The sequence below is a fragment of the Flavivirga eckloniae genome (assembly GCF_002886045.1).
Lineage (GTDB): Bacteria > Bacteroidota > Bacteroidia > Flavobacteriales > Flavobacteriaceae > Flavivirga > Flavivirga eckloniae.
Map to the genome: position 1 here is coordinate 1920320 of NZ_CP025791.1, position 18998 is coordinate 1939317.

General features: G+C 32.2%; 14 protein-coding genes. 5 read left to right on the plus strand and 9 right to left on the minus strand.

What is annotated here, in order from left to right; translation table 11 throughout:
- Positions 1–261: 261 nt before the first annotated feature.
- The 3 genes from C1H87_RS07995 to alaS form a co-directional block, all read right to left on the minus strand.
- Entirely contained in the window at positions 262–1230 is a 969-nt protein-coding gene (locus tag C1H87_RS07995) for a GSCFA domain-containing protein (RefSeq protein ID WP_102755307.1), read from the minus strand.
- Positions 1231–1324: 94 nt separating this feature from the next.
- Complete coding sequence (locus C1H87_RS08000; RefSeq protein ID WP_317048201.1) at positions 1325–1624, minus strand: GxxExxY protein; 300 nt, start codon at positions 1622–1624, stop codon at positions 1325–1327.
- Positions 1625–1764: 140 nt separating this feature from the next.
- On the minus strand, positions 1765–4380 hold the full coding sequence (gene alaS / locus C1H87_RS08005; protein ID WP_102755308.1) for an alanine--tRNA ligase: 2616 nt from the start codon (positions 4378–4380) through the stop codon (positions 1765–1767).
- Between the two features lie 219 nt (positions 4381–4599).
- Between alaS and C1H87_RS08010 the strand changes: the two genes are divergently transcribed.
- The 5 genes from C1H87_RS08010 (at position 4600) to C1H87_RS08030 (ending at position 7875) form a co-directional block, all read left to right on the plus strand.
- On the plus strand, positions 4600–5571 hold the full coding sequence (locus C1H87_RS08010) for a M23 family metallopeptidase (protein ID WP_102755309.1): 972 nt from the start codon (positions 4600–4602) through the stop codon (positions 5569–5571).
- The gene (locus C1H87_RS08015; protein WP_102755310.1) at positions 5571–5900 is read left to right on the plus strand and encodes a MerR family transcriptional regulator; all 330 of its coding nucleotides are present in this window, start codon (positions 5571–5573) and stop codon (positions 5898–5900) included. Before C1H87_RS08010 ends, C1H87_RS08015 begins: the two co-directional genes overlap by 1 nt.
- Positions 5901–6006: 106 nt before the next feature.
- Positions 6007–6594, plus strand: coding sequence for a LemA family protein (locus C1H87_RS08020; protein WP_102755311.1), 588 nt, complete (start codon positions 6007–6009; stop codon positions 6592–6594).
- Positions 6594–7031: a TPM domain-containing protein gene (locus C1H87_RS08025; protein ID WP_102755312.1), complete on the plus strand. Its 438-nt coding sequence runs from the start codon at positions 6594–6596 to the stop codon at positions 7029–7031. Before C1H87_RS08020 ends, C1H87_RS08025 begins: the two co-directional genes overlap by 1 nt.
- A gap of 10 nt (positions 7032–7041) precedes the next feature.
- On the plus strand, positions 7042–7875 hold the full coding sequence (locus C1H87_RS08030) for a TPM domain-containing protein (RefSeq protein WP_102758209.1): 834 nt from the start codon (positions 7042–7044) through the stop codon (positions 7873–7875).
- Between the two features lies 1 nt (position 7876).
- Here C1H87_RS08030 and C1H87_RS08035 read toward each other — a convergent pair whose 3' ends face one another.
- The 6 genes from C1H87_RS08035 to C1H87_RS08060 all read right to left on the minus strand — a co-directional run bounded on the left by C1H87_RS08035 (position 7877) and on the right by C1H87_RS08060 (position 18977).
- A complete protein-coding gene (locus tag C1H87_RS08035) occupies positions 7877–10651 on the minus strand; it encodes an outer membrane beta-barrel protein (protein ID WP_102755313.1) in 2775 nt (924 codons plus the stop codon).
- Between the two features lie 144 nt (positions 10652–10795).
- Positions 10796–13378 carry a TlpA family protein disulfide reductase gene (locus tag C1H87_RS08040; protein WP_102755314.1) on the minus strand — a complete coding sequence of 861 codons (2583 nt, stop codon included), beginning with the start codon at positions 13376–13378 and terminating at the stop codon, positions 10796–10798.
- Between the two features lie 354 nt (positions 13379–13732).
- Positions 13733–15580, minus strand: coding sequence for a TlpA family protein disulfide reductase (locus C1H87_RS08045; protein WP_102755315.1), 1848 nt, complete (start codon positions 15578–15580; stop codon positions 13733–13735).
- A gap of 155 nt (positions 15581–15735) precedes the next feature.
- A complete protein-coding gene (locus C1H87_RS08050) occupies positions 15736–16488 on the minus strand; it encodes a LytR/AlgR family response regulator transcription factor (protein WP_102755316.1) in 753 nt (250 codons plus the stop codon).
- A 44-nt stretch (positions 16489–16532) separates the two neighbouring features.
- A complete protein-coding gene (locus tag C1H87_RS08055; RefSeq protein ID WP_158655158.1) occupies positions 16533–17879 on the minus strand; it encodes a sensor histidine kinase in 1347 nt (448 codons plus the stop codon).
- A 21-nt stretch (positions 17880–17900) separates the two neighbouring features.
- A complete protein-coding gene (locus C1H87_RS08060) occupies positions 17901–18977 on the minus strand; it encodes a hypothetical protein (protein WP_102755318.1) in 1077 nt (358 codons plus the stop codon).
- Positions 18978–18998 lie beyond the last annotated feature (21 nt).

The following is an 18998-nucleotide window of genomic DNA, read 5'->3' on the forward strand; positions in this document are numbered from 1 at the left end:
ACACCAACCTGTAATCGTTTTAATGATTAGCAGAATTGATGTTTTTTAATACGAACTGATTAATAGCATTTTAAATCTACAATATATTAACAATAGAGTTAGTAATTTTTCGACAAAACGTTATTAAAAAAGATAAACCGTAATAATATAATTCATCGTTCCCAATAAGAAAATCTCAGATTGGAGTTTTCTTTTTCGATATCATCAATTCGTGCGATTTTTAACCAATTAAAAATAATTATTTAAGTTATTGATTTTAAACTACTTAAACTCTATATGTGAAAATTGAGACTTAATTTGGGATTTTTTTATCTCTAAATTCTGGAGAAATTTTTGATGTGCATCGGAATTTGCATTAAATGGTTTGTGCTGCATGCCTTTTTGAACAACATCTATTTCTTCCATGGTTTTAGTTGCTTTTGAAGAGATCCAAACCTCATGAAAACTATTCCAGATATAATCAATAGCTATTTTACTTGGATGAACCATGTCTTCGGTGTAAAAACGATAATCGCGGAGCTCGTCCATCATGATTTCATAAGACGGAAAATAAAATGATTGATGATTAACGCTTGATGATTCCTGGTTTAAGAATTGGTGTATTCCGGCTATTAAATGGGCTTTGCTTTGGGTGTTTTCTATAAAACCATCTTTTATATGACGTACTGGAGATACGGTAAAAATGATTGACGCCTTAGAATTCAACGTTCTTATAAAGCTTACAATGGTCTTTATTGATGTATAAACCTCATTAACCGAAAGCAATTCTTTTGTAAATTGTTTTTGTGGAACTTTATGGCAATTAGCAACAATGCTTTGGGTTTTCTCAAAACGATATACCCAAGCTGTACCTAAAGTAATAACTATATGTGTAGCCTTTTGAATTTGTTGATTTGTTGACTCAATAGTAGTATTTAAATCATTTAACAAATCTTCTTTGGAGGTATTACTCAATTTTGAATGCGCTTTAAAACTATGCCATTGTTCGTTATGAAAAAAGATATCTTCTTCTGTATATAACTTTTTATTTATGACATCGGAAACTAAAGTTTCAATGGCTTTTGGGTGAAATAAAATGCCCAACGGATTTTGAGTATTTTGAAATTTAAAATAATCTAATTTCCCTCCAATGTTTTCTACGAAGCACGAACCTACTAATAACACATTAGAGTTATAGTCTATTAGGTTTTTAGACAGTTTTTCTAATGGTATTTTTGTTTGTAGTTTCATTTGTTTTCTCGCTGACACTAAAAGTATTTTTTATTACTAAATACTATTTTTATTTCTCGCGGAGGCGCTAAGTCGCAAAGAAACAAAGTTTGTGCTAATATAAACCGTTTACTATTCTGGTTATTCCTGTTTTTATTAGAGGGCTATTGAAATTAATTAGCAATCCAAGCTTTAAACCTGTTAATTTTAAATAGGTGTGCAATTGTTTTGGGTGAACAGGATGAATTTCCTGCACTGATTTGATTTCAATAATTACTTTGTTTTCAACAATTAAATCGGTTCTAAATCCTAAATCCAGTTTTTTATTTTTCCATACAACAGGTAATTGCTTTTGGCGCTCTACTAAAAAACCCTGTCCTGTTAACTCAGAATATAAAATTTCTTCATAATACAGACTTTAACAAACCTGAACCTAATTCAACATGAATATGGTAACAGCAATCAACTATTTTTGTAGCTAAATAATTTTCAAAAAAGCTGTTCTTTTATTTTCATAAAACTTTGCGCCTTTTGCAACTCTGCGAGATAAATCGATTAATTCAAATAACTCTTAGCCTTCTCCAAAGCCTCTTCAATTCCATCTGGATTTTTACCACCAGCAGTAGCAAAAAATGGCTGTCCGCCACCACCGCCTTGGATATACTTTCCAAGTTCTCTAACTACCTGCCCTGCATTTAATTCCTTGCTAGCCACTAACTCTTTTGAGATGTAACAAGACAAGAGTGCTTTTCCTTTTTGTTCGGTTCCAAATAAGAGAAACAAATTATCAAACTGACTTCCCAGTTCAAAAGCCACATCTTTTAAGCCTCCTGCATCCAGATCTAACTTTTTTGCTAAAAACTGAATTCCATTAATATCTTGCAATTCATTTTTAAGCTCACCTTTAATATTTTTAGCTTTATCCTTTAATAAAGCTTCTATCTGTTTTTTAAGATTTGTATTTTCTTCTTGCAGGCTCTGTATAGCTTTTACTGGCTCTTTTGCATTATTAAGTAAATCTTTTATTTCGAAATACGTACGGTTGTTTTCAAAATAAAAATCTTTCACGGCATCATGGGTAATGGCTTCTATTCGACGAATTCCAGCTGCTACCGCACCTTCCGATGTTATTTTAAAGTGCCAAATATCTGCTGTATTCTTTACATGTGTTCCTCCGCAAAGTTCGATAGATTGACCAAAACGGATAGAACGAACGGTGTCCCCATACTTTTCACCAAACAAGCTCATAGCTCCATCTGCTATCGCTTCTTCTTTAGGCGTATTACGCTTTTCTACTAATGGTAACTTCCCTTCTATTCTAGCATTTACAAAGTTTTCTACATCGCGTAATTCTTCAACTGTTAGTTTTGAAAAATGAGAAAAATCGAAACGCAAATACTTCGAGTGTACCGCACTTCCTTTTTGTTCAACATGGGTTCCTAAAACCTCTCTTAAGGCTTGATGCAATAAATGGGTTGCTGTATGATTACATTCTGTTCTATACCGTTGTTTGGAATCTACAACTGCTTTAAACGTTTCTTCAACATGCTTTGGCAAGTTTTTAGCAAAATGAATGATTACATTATTTTCTTTCTTAGTATCTAAAATATAAATAACATCACCACGTGTATCTTCCAAATATCCTTTATCCCCTACCTGGCCTCCTCCTTCTGGGTAAAATGGCGTTATATTAAATACCAACTGATACATTTCGCCATCCTTTTTAGAAACGACTTTTCTGTATCGGGTTAATTTAACTTGAGCCTCAAGTGAATCGTAACCTATAAACTCTTCTTCAGCATCATCAAATAAAATAGTCCAATCGTCTGTAGATACTTCACTGGCAGCACGCGAACGGCTCTTTTGTTTTTGAAGTTCAGCATCAAACCCTTTTTCATCGAGTTTTAATCCTTTTTCATTTAAAATAAGCGCGGTTAAATCTATTGGAAAACCATATGTATCATACAATTCAAAAGCTTTTTCTCCAGAAACTGTATCATTTTTCGTTTCTTCTACAATTCTATTTAATAGTACAAGACCTTGATCCAAGGTTCTTAAAAATGACTGTTCTTCCTCTTTTATAACATTTTCAATAAGCTGCTTTTGAGCCTTTAATTCTGGAAAAGCATTTCCCATTTTCTTACTCAAAACATCCACTAACCTATAAATAAAAGCTTCTTTTTTGTTTAAGAACGTAAAACCATAACGCACTGCTCTTCGTAAAATTCTACGAATAACATAACCAGCGCCAGTATTACTCGGTAGTTGGCCGTCTGCTATAGAAAATGCCACAGCTCTCACATGATCTGCTATAACACGAATAGCAACATCTACGTTTTCAACCTTACCATACTTCTTTTTAGTAATTGTTTCTATTTCCCTAATTAAAGGTGTAAAAACATCTGTATCATAATTAGATTGAACGCCTTGTAACACCATACACAGACGTTCAAAGCCCATTCCGGTATCAATATGTTTATCTGGAAGGTTTTCTAAACTACCATTTGCCTTACGATTGTATTGCATGAAAACCAAATTCCAAATTTCTACAACTTGCGGGTGGTCTTGATTAACCAATTCCTTTCCGGGAACTTTTGCTTTTTCTTCTGCAGAGCGAATATCTACATGTATTTCGCTACAAGGCCCGCAAGGCCCCTGGTCTCCCATTTCCCAGAAGTTGTCTTTTTTATCTCCTTTTAAAATACGGTCTTCTGCAATGTGTTGCTTCCAAAAATCGTAAGCTTCAGTATCCATTGGAAGATTATCGGCATCCTCACTCCCTTCAAAAACGGTAACATATAATATGTCCTTGTCGATGCCATAAACTTCGGTTAATAATTCCCAAGCCCATGCTATGGCTTCTTTCTTAAAATAATCGCCAAAACTCCAGTTACCCAGCATTTCAAAAAGTGTATGGTGGTATGTGTCGTACCCCACCTCTTCTAAATCGTTATGCTTTCCAGAAACACGTAAGCATTTTTGGGAATCTGTAATACGGTTGTTCTTTGGTTGTGCATTCCCTAAAAAGTATTCTTTAAAAGGCGCCATCCCCGAGTTTACAAACATTAAAGTAGGATCGTCCTTTAAAACCATAGGTGCGGATGGAACAATACTATGCTTTTTTTCTTCAAAAAAACTTAAAAACTTAGACCGTATATCTTGTGACTTCATCTATTATTGTTAAATCTTGTTTCTTTTAAATTCTTTTTAATAAGAAACAATTTTTATATTTACCTCTTAATTTATCTTAAATTTAAGATATCGTTAACCTTCAGTGAAAAAGAATCGTAAATGAATATGATAATTTTTTTGTAGGTTTGCTCGTTTGCATATTAAATGCTGTGATTTCTATTACTTAAATTTAGTTGCAAAAATAGTATAATTTAAGAAATGAGTAAGGTAAAATATTATTACGATCCCGAATCGCTCTCCTACCGAAAAATAGAGCGAAAAAAAAGAACTACTTTTAAGTATGCCTCCTTCTTTATTTTAGGCTGTGCTTTTTTTGCTTTCATCTTTGTTTTTATTGCCAGTCAGTACATAGAATCTCCTAAGGAGAAGGCTTTAAAACGTGAATTGCACAATATGCAGTTACAGTTTGAATTGCTTAATAAAAAAATGGCCGAAGCTGAAACTGTTTTAGCAAATATTGAAGACAGGGACAATAATATTTATCGTGTTTATTTTGAAGCTAATCCTATTCCAGAAGCACAGCGTAGAGCTGGTTTTGGAGGAATAAACAGATATCGGGATTTGGAAGGTTTCGACAATTCTAAATTAATTATAGAAAGTAACAAACGTATCGATATACTACAAAAACAAATTGTAGTGCAATCCAAATCGCTTGACGAAATTGCTGTCTTAGCAGAGGAAAAAGAAAAGATTTTAGCTGCTATTCCGGCTATACAACCTGTAAGTAACGAAGACTTAACTAGAATGGCTTCTGGTTATGGTATGCGATCGGATCCGTTTACTAAGGCTCGAAAAATGCATTGGGGTATGGATTTTACCGCTCCAAGAGGCACACCTATTTATGCTAGTGGTGATGGAAAAGTTGTTCGCGCCGATTCGGGATCCAGTGGCTATGGTAAACATATACGAATTGATCATGGTTTTGGATACATTAGTTTATATGCACATTTATATAAATATAATGTGAAAAAGAATCAAAAGGTTAAGCGTGGTGATTTAATTGGTTTTGTGGGGAGCACAGGACGTTCTGAAGCACCTCACCTACACTACGAGATTTTTAAAGATGGTAAACGTATAAATCCTATAAACTTCTACTATGGTAGTTTAACTGCTGAAGAATTTAACAAATTACTAGAGCATGCCTCTTTAGAAAATCAATCTCTGGATTAATGCATATAGATTTACCCGAAAAACGATATTATGGTATAGGCGAAGTCGCCAAAGCTTTTGATGTTAATACGTCTTTAATTCGTTTTTGGGAAAAGGAATTTGATGTATTAAAGCCTAAAAAGAATGCTAAAGGAAATCGGAAGTTTACTCCAGAAGACATTAAGAACCTAAAACTTATTTATCATCTTGTTAAAGAACGTGGATTTACGCTTGATGGAGCAAAAATTCATTTAAAAGAAGGTAAAAAGGAAACACTTTCTAATTTTGAAATTATAAGCAAACTGGAAGGCGTGAAAAACCAACTGATTAAAATAAAGCAGCATCTTTAAAATTCACTGCTATTGATAAAAAACGCATGCCTTTGTGTAACTTTTTTAAACATTAGGTGTCTTACAAGTAATCTAACCATTAACAAATCATATAAACTCATTTATCATGAAAAAATTTTTACCATGGATCGTTATAGGAATTCTAGCTATTGGTCTATACTCTTGGGGAAAAGGATTTAATAATACGGCTGTTGAATATGAAGCTGATGCAAAAACCGCATGGTCTAATGTTGAAAGTGCTTACCAACGTCGTGCCGATTTAATACCAAACTTAGTTTCTACAGTAAAAGGATATGCAGCACATGAAAAAGAAACTCTTGAAGGCGTAATTAAAGCACGTTCTGAAGCTACAAAAACAACAATTAACGTTAATGATTTATCACCGGAAAAAATAGCACAATTTCAAAAGGCGCAACAGGGTTTAAGTGGAGCTTTATCTAAATTACTTTTAACAGTTGAGCGCTATCCTGAGCTTAAAGCTGATAAAAGCTTTTTAGAATTACAATCTCAATTAGAAGGCACCGAGAATAGAATTAACGTTGAACGTAATCGTTATAATAGTACTGTAAATATATATGATAAGTATATTAAAAAATTCCCAGGAAAAATATTAGCTAGTCTATTTGGCTTTGAAGAAATGCCAAGATACAAAAGTGCTCCCGGCAGTGAAAATGCCCCTAAAGTTGAATTTTAATGTCGAAAGTTGAAGATTTTCTTACTCCTTCCGAAGAACAAGAAATTGTTGAGGCTATTAGACAGGCTGAACTAAACACTTCTGGAGAAATAAGAGTTCATATTGAAAAAACCTCAAATGGAGATGCCACTAATCGTGCTTTAGAACTTTTTCATACCTTAAAGATGGATAACACCAGGCTTCAAAATGGAGTGCTAATTTACGTAGCCATTGAAGACAAAGCCTTTGTTATTTATGGAGATAAAGGTATAAACGATGCTGTTTCAAGCGATTTTTGGGATAGCACCAAAGACATAATACAATTCCATTTTAAAAAAGGGGATTTTAAACAAGGATTGATTGAAGGCGTCTTAAAATCTGGAGAACAACTAAAACAGTATTTCCCTTATACAGATTCGGACATCGATGAGCTCCCAAATGAAATTTCAAAAGGTTAAGATTAAAGAAATGCAGTTACCTACAAAACACAAAAACATTATTATTTCTTTGTTCCTTTCACTCTTTGTTTTAGGGACTACTTCTGCTCAATTTAAAATACCTAAAAAGCCTTCAGATAAAAAGCAAACTTTTGTATACGACTATACCAGTCCTAAGTTACTTTCAAAAAGAGACAGTACTGAACTAGCGGTTAAACTTAGAAAGTATTCTGACACTACTTCTACTCAAATAGTTGTAGCTATTATTAATTCTACAGAAGGAGAATATATTAATTTTTTAGGAGCTCAATGGCTGGATGAATGGGGTATTGGGCAAGCCAAAAAAGACAATGGCATATTGATATTATTAGCCAAAAACGATAGAAAAATAGGAATAAACACGGGGTATGGTATTGAACATCTTTTAACAGATGCATTATCTAAACGCATTATAGAAAGTGATATAATCCCTTATTTCAAACGAAACGATTACTATGGTGGTTTAAATAGAGGAACAGATGCTATTTTTGAAGTATTAAAAGGCGAATATAAAGGTTCCCGTAAATCATCTAATAAAGGCTTTCCTGTAGGGCTTATATTTATATTCTTTTTTATTTTTATTGTTATTCTCATTTCAATATCCAAGAATAAACGTGGCGGCGGCGGTAGTAATAAAGGAAATAGGTCTGCCGCTGCTGATATACTAGAAGCTATTATCTTAAGTAATATGGGACGTGGTAGCTTTGGAAAATCATCCAGTGGTTGGGGCGGAAGTTCTGGTGGAGGATGGTCATCAGGCGGTGGTTTTGGTGGTGGATTTGGAGGCGGTTCCGGCGGAGGTGGAGGCGCATCAGGTGGCTGGTAAACTAAAACACATGAAAACCTCTTTCCCTTATTTCTCCTTTTTTACCTAAACTATTAAATTTCCAACTAAAGTTTAACATAAAATACCGTTGTAAAACCGTGCTTTGAGAGTCTTGTATAAAATTCTGATTTGCAGTTCGTCTTGCATTCGTATTTTGGTTCAATAAATCGTAAGCTTTTAGTGTTACTGTTGCTTTATCTTTCATTAAAGAATAGGCCAAAGCAGCATTCCAAAACCAGGAACTTTTTTGAAAACCGTCAGCAATATTTGGGTTGTAATCGTATTGTATGTCATTTCTCCATTCTAAATGTTTAGGTAAAAAGGTTGCTGTTCCTAATCGAAATGAATGATAAAGAAACTCTCTATCTTCAAAGGAATCGATATCGTAGGTATTTTTAGTAAAATTAACCTGATACTGTGGTCTAAATTCCACAACATCCTTCCATAAAAACGTAACATTAACTCTAGGAGATATTGATGTTACATTGCCCGCATATTGCACTCCGTTATTATAATTTATACTTCTATTTTTATTTCCGCCAAAGCCGACACCGCATCTTAAGGTTCTTAGCGAGTCTAACTTAAACCTTTTTCTAAAACTTAAATTCCCGTTAATTGTATAGTTGCCATTTACATTTGTGTAAGTTGTTTTTCTAACAAAGTTTTCATCTACAATTGTATTAGAAACCACCTGATTGTTTGTAAAATTGGCACTAAAATAAGAGTAAATCCCCGTTCCTTTTTGAAAGTCGAAAGCATGATAATTTAAGTGAACCCTGTGGTTGGTGATTGGTTTTAAATTTGGATTACCGATTATTGTATTTAAGGGGTCTGAAACGTTTTGAAATGCTTGCAACTGCCTTAACTGTGGTGGATTGTTACTTAGGTTATAGCCCATATACATTGATGATTTAGGACTAAACCTATAGTCGAAATTAGAACTTAACTCCTTAGCTTCGAACTTTTGTTTAATACTAAACTCTGGTCTCAACACATCTTTGTTTTCCAGATTTCTAAACAAATAACTGGTTCTAAATCGAGCAGACCATTTTTTGTTTCTATATCTAATGGATAATTCCGGTCTTAGTATTTCATTTATGTATTCAAAATCCGTACTTAAATCTGAGTTAAAAACCGTATATGCCCCATTATCATCTTTGTCTAATGTACTTTGTTTATCTTCCTGTTTATTTCGGCTATATCGGTACCCTAAATTTAAAAATAATTCCTTGGCTATTATTGGTAGGTTATAATTTATACCAGTATTAATATTATTAGATTTATTGGTTCCTTCTGTAAATTGGTCTCTAATAATCTCATTAGGGTTATCTCCATATATGCTCGTTTTAGAAGATAAAAAATCATCACTTTCCCTGTTACTAATCTCATTGTCTATATTCAACCTCAGGTAAGCGCCTTTTGAACCAAAACGCTTTGTAACTTCTATATTGTTACTAAAACTTTTACCAATAGTTTCAACAAGCGACTCGGTATTTGATTCGTTGGTCAATACTCCTAATTCGTCTTTAGAATTTTCATCTCTGTAAAAAACGGTTTTATTTTTTGTTTGGCTAAATCTAGGAGCAATGTTTATTAATAAAGTAGAATCGACTTTAATATCGAATGCCATATTCGCATTATGGCTATCGTTATCGTTGTATGATCTAGAATCTGAATTAGTAAAATATCTGGAATCTGGTAATATATTCTCGCGCTCTGTAATTGTTACATTATCTGAACTACTACTTGCATAAAAATAGTCTGATCCTAAATCTAATTGCTCTCCCAATTTATCTGCAAAATTTACACCAACATTATTAGAGGTGGTAATACCTTGTCCGCCTCCAAACGATCGTCCTCCTACATCAAAAGAACCATCACCTGAAAAACTGATAGAGTTGCCTCCACCAAACATTTTTCTTATTTCTCCAAAACTAAACCCAGGAGAGTTTACATTATTGCCTCCGGCCAATACACTAAACCGTTGGTCGTTATCAAAACGATTAATCATCCCTGCAAACTCATACCTTTCATCTGTTCCTCCTCCTGCCGAAGCCCGTCCAAAAACACCTTTATTGTTTTCCTTTTTTACAGTAAGGTTTATTGTTTTATTTTCTCCATCTCCCCGTTCTCCGGAAAATGCCTGAGCTTTTGTTTTTGTATCAACCACCTGTACTTTCTCAATAATACTCTTTGTTAGGTTTCTAGTGGTAATGGTTGGGTCGCTTCCAAAAAAAGGCTTACCATTTACAAGAATCTGGCTTACAGATTTACCATTTACTGTTATTTTTCCTTCTTCATCTACTTCTACACCGGGTAAGACCTTTAACAAATCTTCAACATTAGCGTCTTTTTTGGTTTTAAAGGATTTTACATTAAATTCAAGCGTATCTTTTTTAATAGTAATTGGTGCCCTGGAGGTTATAACAATCTCTTCCAACGCATCGGTATCTGTTTGTAATTTAATGACACCTAAATTAATTTCCTTCTTTTTTAGGTTGATGGTCTTGGTATATGTTTTATATCCAACAAAAGATACGAATAGATTCAAATTCTCATCGCTAGATTTATCTTCTAAAGAAAACTTACCATGCCTATCTGAAATGGTATAGGTAACCACCGAACTATCTTTTACTCGTTCTAAATGTATCGTAGCAGATTCTAACGGAAGGCTTTCTTCTTCAGAGATCAAAACCCCAGAGACTTTAAAAGCTTTAGATTGAGAAAAGGATACGGTTACACATAACAATATCGAGCAAAAAATTAATTTCCGCATTTTAACAGGGACTTGATGATGAATAATTATTGCTTTTTTAAAATACTATAGTTAAAAAAACACCCTACGAAGATAAATTAGTACTTATATAAATTTTCTTAAAAAAGACTTAAATCATTCATAAAAGTGTAATTATCATACAAGCTATTTCTGTATTTCTGCTTTAAAAATGGTTTTTAGTTCTCTATTAGATTTATGCCCCACCTTAGGGTTTACCACTCGGCCTTGTTTATTAACCAATACGTAGTGTGGGATTCCTGAAATATTGAATTTCTCTGTTAAGTAATTCCATTCGTCTGCAGTTACTCTATAATGCTCTCCTTTTATATTAGCTATTGAATTTTTCCAGGTATTTTTAGGCGAAGTTTGATTTGTTATATATAAAAATACCACATCATCACCTTTCATTTCTTCTTTAAGTGGCTTAATCTTTTTTATACTTGATTTACAAGGCCCACACCATGTTGCCCAAAAATCAACGTAAACAACCTTGCCTTTAAACTTTTCAAGCATAGCATCGAATAACTCATCTCCTTCTGTTCTATTAACCTTATTAACCGTATAACCTCCTTTTGTTTTGTTTAATTCAATTTCGCGTTTAACCTTCTCATTCTCTAGATCCAAATACTTTGCTAGAAACGGATCTTTTAACTCAGTTTGTATCACAGCTAACTCATCTCCAGTATATACTTTATAATCATTCAATTTCTTCATAGCCTCTTGCATTCTTATTATATCGTATAGAAGAAGCCCATCAGGTTTACCCAAAAAAGACTTAATCTTGTTAAATCTAGTAGAGTAATATCTATCACTACTCATATCTGAATAATGTTGTAAATACTTTTCATAAAACTGTCCCCTTACTTTCCCGTATGCTTCATCAAACACACGGTCTCTTTCATATTCTTCTTTGGTTTTCATAACTTTAAGAGCCTCAATCATTTTCAATTCTTCATCAGATAATGTTTCTTCCTTGTCTTTTAAATACTCAACTATATTTAAAAGAAAATGACTATGCTTAGGCTTCAAATTATTTTCTTTTACATAATCTTTATAAGCCTTTGTTTGCTTCTGGTGCTTTTTATAAAACGCTTGTTCAACTTTGCCATGAGTTTTTCTAAAAAGCTCTTTCTTCTTCATTACTTCAGGCGTTTCTATTTGTTTGCTCATTTCAATCATCTCCAATTCTTCTGCAGTAAGTTCCTTATTGTTTTTTTGCAGCCAATCTGCAAATTCAACTAAAGTTATTTCAGCAGATAGTTGAGTTTCGAAGATTTCTGCATAAATTAATCTATTTACAAAAAAATAATATTCGCCAGTTAATAAGAATTGTTTATTGTTTATTATATCTTCAGAAAGAAAATCATAATAACTTTTGTTAACCCAAAATTCTTTAAAAGGCTTTTTCTTATCTTCCGATTTTGCTTTTTTGTTCTGGTACTTTAAACTTCTTCTCAACATACTATAATCAAGAACATTCTGGTATGCCTTAAGTTCAATGTCGAGTTTTTTAAGCTGATATCCTTTGGCACTTACAAAGTGGCTACTGGCATAATCTTCAAGTGCTTTTAGTTCTTTATCTCTTACATCCAGACACATTTTTTTATAATCTTCAGGTGAAGTTACTCTAATATTTTTTCTAGCTTCCTGATGATTATAATAGTTTATAAACTTTAAAGCTTGTAAGTCTGAATTTACATGGGCACAATCGCCCGTAAAAAAGGATTCTTTACCATCAATACAATGGAATGTTTCCTTACCTGGTTCTACAAAAACCGTAAAAGCACCACTTGGCATGCGTACAAATATGCTTAGCGCATGTGTAATTGGAAACTCTACTGAAAAACTACCATCATCTGCAATTTTGATTAAATGAGAATCCTGACGTCCAAAAAAGGTATTATTAACATATAAAGTCGCTGTTTTTTGCCCGGCGTCTGCCGTAAAATTTTTAATAATTCCCGAATACTTTGTTGTTTTCAAATCTAATACTGGTGCCTCATACTCGCTATTATTAGCCAATTTGTAATCTGGGTTGTAGATTTTTTCAAGACTATAATTCTGTAAGGTTTTTGGACTTTCACCAAATGCAACTCTTCCATTTTTTTGGCCTTTTGCATAAACTGTTTTAGCTTGATCTCCTTTTTCTAAAATTATAGTATACTTTTTTCCTTTCTTTTTTATCGACTTATAATACCAAACCTGTTTATCTATAATGGCTTTTTTCGAATAGAATCCATAATGCCAGTCATTACTTCCATCGGTTAACATCCAATTTCCCCTAAGTGGTTTGGGCATTCTTAAAACACCATCGTTTTCATTAATTACTATACTGTAAGTAAACCACGTTCCTCCTTCATTGGCTTCTCCAAAATCAATTTCGTTAATTGACTTGTCCAGTTTTGGAAAGTATAATTTATAATTTACCTCACCGGACTCTGGCATATAATAGCGTTCGGCGAAAGGAATGCCTTCTGTTTTTGTGACGAAGAGTTTTTCATCAGAATCCACATTTTTTATAAAAGTTTCTTTTGGTATAAAAATCCAATGCCCCGGTCTGTATTTAATGTGAAAATGGAGTACTGTGGTATCTTCTAAAATCTCTATTTTGGTTAATTTTCCAGGAACTGTACTATATCCATAATCTGGATTTTCAATTACTTTTTGCGAAAACGCATTAAGGCATACCAATAGTAGTAGCAGATTGATTATGAGGCTTTTTTTCATGATTGATGAATTTATTAGTAATTACTTGACTTTATTTTGAACTTATTTTCTTCCTTATGCTTTATTCTTAAATTTCTTACGTATACAGTAATATTCACCACAGCCTCTTTACCCCTATCTTTTAAGGCTGATTTTTCATGTTTTATAATATCTTTAACACATTCTATATTAAATTGAGTTCGATGTAAGTGTAAAATTATTATGCTGAATATCAAAATATGACATCTAAGTGTCAGGTTGATCCTTTCGTCTGCAAGATGACAAGTAACATTATTAGTGGATTTATCGTTTAAATGTGCTTGTTTTAAATCGAATTGACGTTAGTTATATTATTTCTAAAAGAAAAAGCTACTCCTACATTTCGCTTTTAAAAATTTTCATTAATTCATCGTTGGTAGGATTGAACTTCATTTGAGGGTTTACAATTTCGCCTTTTTTGTTAATAAGCGCATAGTGCGGGAAGTATGCAACACCAAACCTTGATGCCAGATAAGCCCATTCATCATGAGAAACCCTTAAATGCTCTCCATCAATATCTGCTATTAATTTCTTCCATGTTTTTTCGTCAGATCCTGATTCTACTATATACAAAAACACCACATCTTCGTTCTTCAAAGTTTCTTTTAAAGGTTTAATTCTTTCCATTCCGGTTAAACAAGGACCGCAATAGGTTCTCCAAAAACCAACATAAACTACTTTACCTTTATATTTTCCAAACGTTGCTTGAAATACTTCATCATCATGCACTTTGTTTACTGCATACTCAGTCTGCCTATTTTTAGATTTGGCAACTTCAATTTCTTCTTTTATATTATCATTTAAAAAAGTTAAATAATTTGACAAAAAAGGTGTCTTGATCTCTCTTTTTATATTTTTTAACTCTGCATTTGTATATGGATTAAGTTTTAAAGGATTTCTGGTATGACCTTGACACGTAATTAAATCTAACATAAAACAGTCCTTTACGTTTAAAAACTCTGCCATATTATCTTGTCTTGCTTCTGCCATTTGCAACAGTTCTTCAAATGGCTTACTTCTATGTTCTCTAATAGCTTTACAAAATTTAAGTCTAAAAATTAGATCATAATATACTCTGGACAATACAGCTATTTTATTATCTAATACATTTTCCAAGATATCATGATAATAAGTATCGTCTACTTTAAACTCCTTTATGGGTATTTTTTTTGCTTCATCTTTTATAATCAACTCATTTCTTTTACCAAAACCAAATCTCTTAATTTCATAGTTTGTAACCCAAAATAGGGGCGTAAATTCAATATGCAACCTCTTTAATTGTAAAGCCTTATTACAGATAAATTGTTTTTGAGTTATAGAATCCATCTGTTTGGTTAACTTCTTAGCGTTTTCAAAACACTTTCTTTTATAATCTTCTGGAGGCATTTCTCCTATACCCCTTATTCCTGAAAACGGCATGATCGATTTCATTAAATTTAAACCTGAATTTACCTGTGCTCCATCCTCCATAAATTTTGAATTATTTTTATGAATTAAATGAAAGACTTCTTTTCCTGGTTCAACAAACACAAGATGGTATCCGTTATATGGTATTTCAACCAGAATATGTGTTGGGCAGGGTACAGGAAATTTAATCGAAAAACTACCGTCCTTTTTTATTTCAATGACATGAGACTTTGAACTACCGGTAAAGACATTAGAAACCTTGATCGATCCGGTTTTCCTATTGCTTTTATTCTCTTTTGCAAAGTTCTTTATATAGCCAGAATACGTAGTAAAACCATGTTTTATATCTGCTTCGGTATATCTATCGTTGTTTAAAGATTTGTATTCGGGGTTGTATATTCTTTCTGTGCTGTATGTTTTTAACACCCTTGGATCAAGATCAAAATCTACCTGACCATTTTTATTAAGTACAGCATGAACTACCTTTAATTGTCCCTTTCTCTCTAAAGTAATGGTATACTTTTTTTCACTTATATCAACAGAATTGTAGTTCCAAACTGCTTTATCAACGATAGCATTTTCGGGGTAAAAACCATAATCCCATCGATTGCTTCCATCTGCCAACATCCAGCTCCCCTCCAATTCTTTTGGAAGCATGGAACTATCTTTACTTTGATTAAAAGTTAAAAATTGGAATTCGGTTTTCTCTATGGTTCCCTGTGCGAAACCTGAGGCGCATAACATTCCTAAAAATAGGAAAACAATGTTTTTCTTCATGCTAGTTGCTAATAGATTTAATTGTTAATGACTTTGTTTATTTCTTAATTTGTCACAAAACAAACTTATAACACAAGAGGGTACTTCTTGTTTAACAATGAGCCATTAGTATCATTAAATTAGTATTACTACTTCTTCGACTAGAATTCGGAATTTTATTTTAGGTAAGCCAACTTGCTTAGCGTTTGCTCTTTTTTGTGTTTGGAAACATTAACTATACTACCATCATTCATTAAAATATATCCTCCATCTTTTTTTACAAAAGATTTTACATGAATACTATTTATTAAATGCGATTGGTGTGTTCTGATAAATTGATGTGAAGATAGCATATCATCCCACTCCTTCAATGTTCTTGATACTAATATAGAGTCTCCATTTGTTAAATAAAACATTGTATAATTGTTTTCTCCTTTGCATCTCACAATATCATCAATCAATACAAAATAAAGTTCTTCTGCAGTTGGTAATGCTATTTTTTTAGGTTGGTTTATACTGCTTAAGTTTTCAACTAAAACTTTTAATTTCTGATTTTCTTTTTTATCTGAAACGACCCTGGCTACTCTAGATACTGCATCTTTTAATTCTTTTATAGACACTGGTTTCATTATATAATCTAGCGCACAGGATTTAATAGCCTGAAGAAAATATTTGCTGTAAGCGGTAACAAAAATGACTTCAAAATTAACTTCACCTATAGACTCTAACAAATCGAAACCGTTCTTTGTTGGCATTTCAATATCTAAGAATACTAAGTCGGGTTGCAACTTCTTTATCGCTTCTATACCTGCTTCGACAGATGACTCCATGGCTAAAACTTCTACATCTGGACAGTTTTCTTTTAATAATCCATTTAAATTTTCCAGATTATGAACTTCGTCATCAATTATAATGCTTTTAATCACCATTTACGCCCATTTTTAAATCATTTTAAATGCAATTTCTTTTCTTATTAATACCTTAACGGCATTAAAACTTCAACAGTTGTTCCGGTACGACCTTTACCATCAGAAATATCTGTAATCTCAACTTTTGCATTGGTTTTATAACTTTCATTAATTAAATCAATACGGTTTTTAGCTAATTTTAATCCGTATTTCTCTCTATTAAAACCTGTATCTTTTTTAGTTTCGGTTGTTTTAATTCCAATACCATTATCTGTAATTAAACACAATAAATTATCTTCTTTGATTTTAAATTCAATGTCCAGATTTTTTTCTCCCTTTTTTTCATTTAACCCATGTATAATGGCGTTTTCAACAAATGGCTGAATTAGCATTGCCGGAACTTCTGTTAAATGTATATCTATTTCTGGGGCTACTTTTATAAGGTAATGAAAAGTAAAGCGTAATTTTTCTAATTCAAGGTATTTTTTTATCGATTCTATTTCATCGAATAACGGTACCAGACCTTTTTCTGATTTATCCAGAGTTAATCGCATAAGCTGTGAAAACTCAGTTAAATAATGATTTGCATTAGCGCTATCTCCTTTATTTATCAAATTTTGGATAGCCCCTAAGGCATTAAACAAAAAATGCGGGTTCATTTGAGAACGAATACTTTTAAGTTGCATTTCTATAAACATACGTTTGGCTACTTCTTTTTTCTTGGTCAAGGCTATTTTCCACTTAAAAAGATAATAGCCAGTAAAAAAAAGTGATATAATAATTATTGAAATAAAACCTGTAAAGTATTTTTGAAAAAAGGATTCTTTCTTAAATGGTATATCTTTTGAAAAACTTGTTCTCAAAAAGTGTCCATCTTCATTAAAATAATTAAAAGAAAAGTAATATTCACCACCCTTATATAAAACAAAATAATGTTTAGTGTTGTTTATTGAAATTGCATAATCTAATTTGTATGAATCATCTAAAAAAAGCACCTCATCTTCTATTATTTTTATTTCATTTTTAGAAGCATACCATTTACCCATAATCGATTTGGGTAATTTACTCGTGCTATTCACTTGAGCTTTAAATAGTTTTGTTATTTTATACCCTTCGTCTAAATAAATGTTAGTAGAATCAATTCCTTTTATACTAACATATTTCACATTAAAATCATCAATACAAGTAAGGTTTATAATCTCATCCTCTTTTACTATTTCATTGTAATAATATAATTCAGTCTTAATAACAATGTATTCTTGAGTAACGATAAGCGCTATATCATTTTTCTCGTCTACCCAACTTCCCAAAATATGTTCTGGGAGTTGTGAAGGCAGCAGACTTAAATTCTGTCCAAATAATACTATAGGAAGAAAAAGTACAGATAAAAAGAATATGCTTTTTAGTTTCAAATAAGGATGCTTTGTTTATTATTATTTTATCTTTTTGTATTGAGTTTCCATATGTCCTCTGGGCCCCAACACATAGTTGCCGTTTATTTTATTTGCGATGTACATATTAAATTTTCCCTGGTCATATAATATAAACCAAATGGCATCGTCTGATTTAGACACCGCCACATGATCAATATATTTTTTTTCGTTGCTCAATATATTTTCGGGTGTTTTGTGGAAAAAAAATAAATTTTCAGACACGGTAAGCTTCCCTTTTCCATTCTTATTAATCCAATGACCTTTAATGAATTCGGGTACGTTAGTATCTGGTTTCCTTTTTAAATTGGTCAATTTGTCTGTTCTAATGATCATATTTTCATTATCAAGACTTAAAATTTCAAAAGTGTTTGCAGTAGTTTCAATCTTAAATTTATTATTTCCAATTTTTTGAATATCAACATAATATCGAATTCTAAAATCAGAAACAACGTAATCCGGTGTTGTAATTAATATAAGTGTACCATATTTATCATACCAATTACCAAAAAAATCTTTGGGTAGATCTTTGGGAAAGATGTCTCCATCAGTTTTCACCGTTTTAACTTCTCTTAATTGTTTGTCTTTATTATTTATTGAAGATTTCTTTTTACTACTTATGTATTCTCGCGTATTATGCCATCTGTCTGACTTAAAGCGGTAACCATTTTTAGAAACATCTAATTTATATATAAACCTATTGCCTTTTAGGTTAGATTCACCATAATTTATCTTTTTAACATCTTTTCCTAAGGCGGGGAAATATAGTTTATATATTATCTCATTTGTTCGTGATAAATAATACTTTTCGCCCACTCCAACCTCTTCTCCTTTAATAACATACAAACGACCTTCATTAGTTAAGCTGTTTTCAATATAAGTTTCGCTAGGGATGTAAACCCATCCTCCTCTAGGCTTTTTTAAATGAAAATGAAGTATCGTTTCTTTTTCTGTAAGTTCTACTTTTTCTACTTTACCGGAAACATTACCATAAATATAATCTGGCTTGTGAATAATTTTCTGCCCATATGCATTTATAGAAAGTATTATAATGAATAAAATTAAAAGACTTCTTTTCAATATCTAATAAGTTTTAAACAA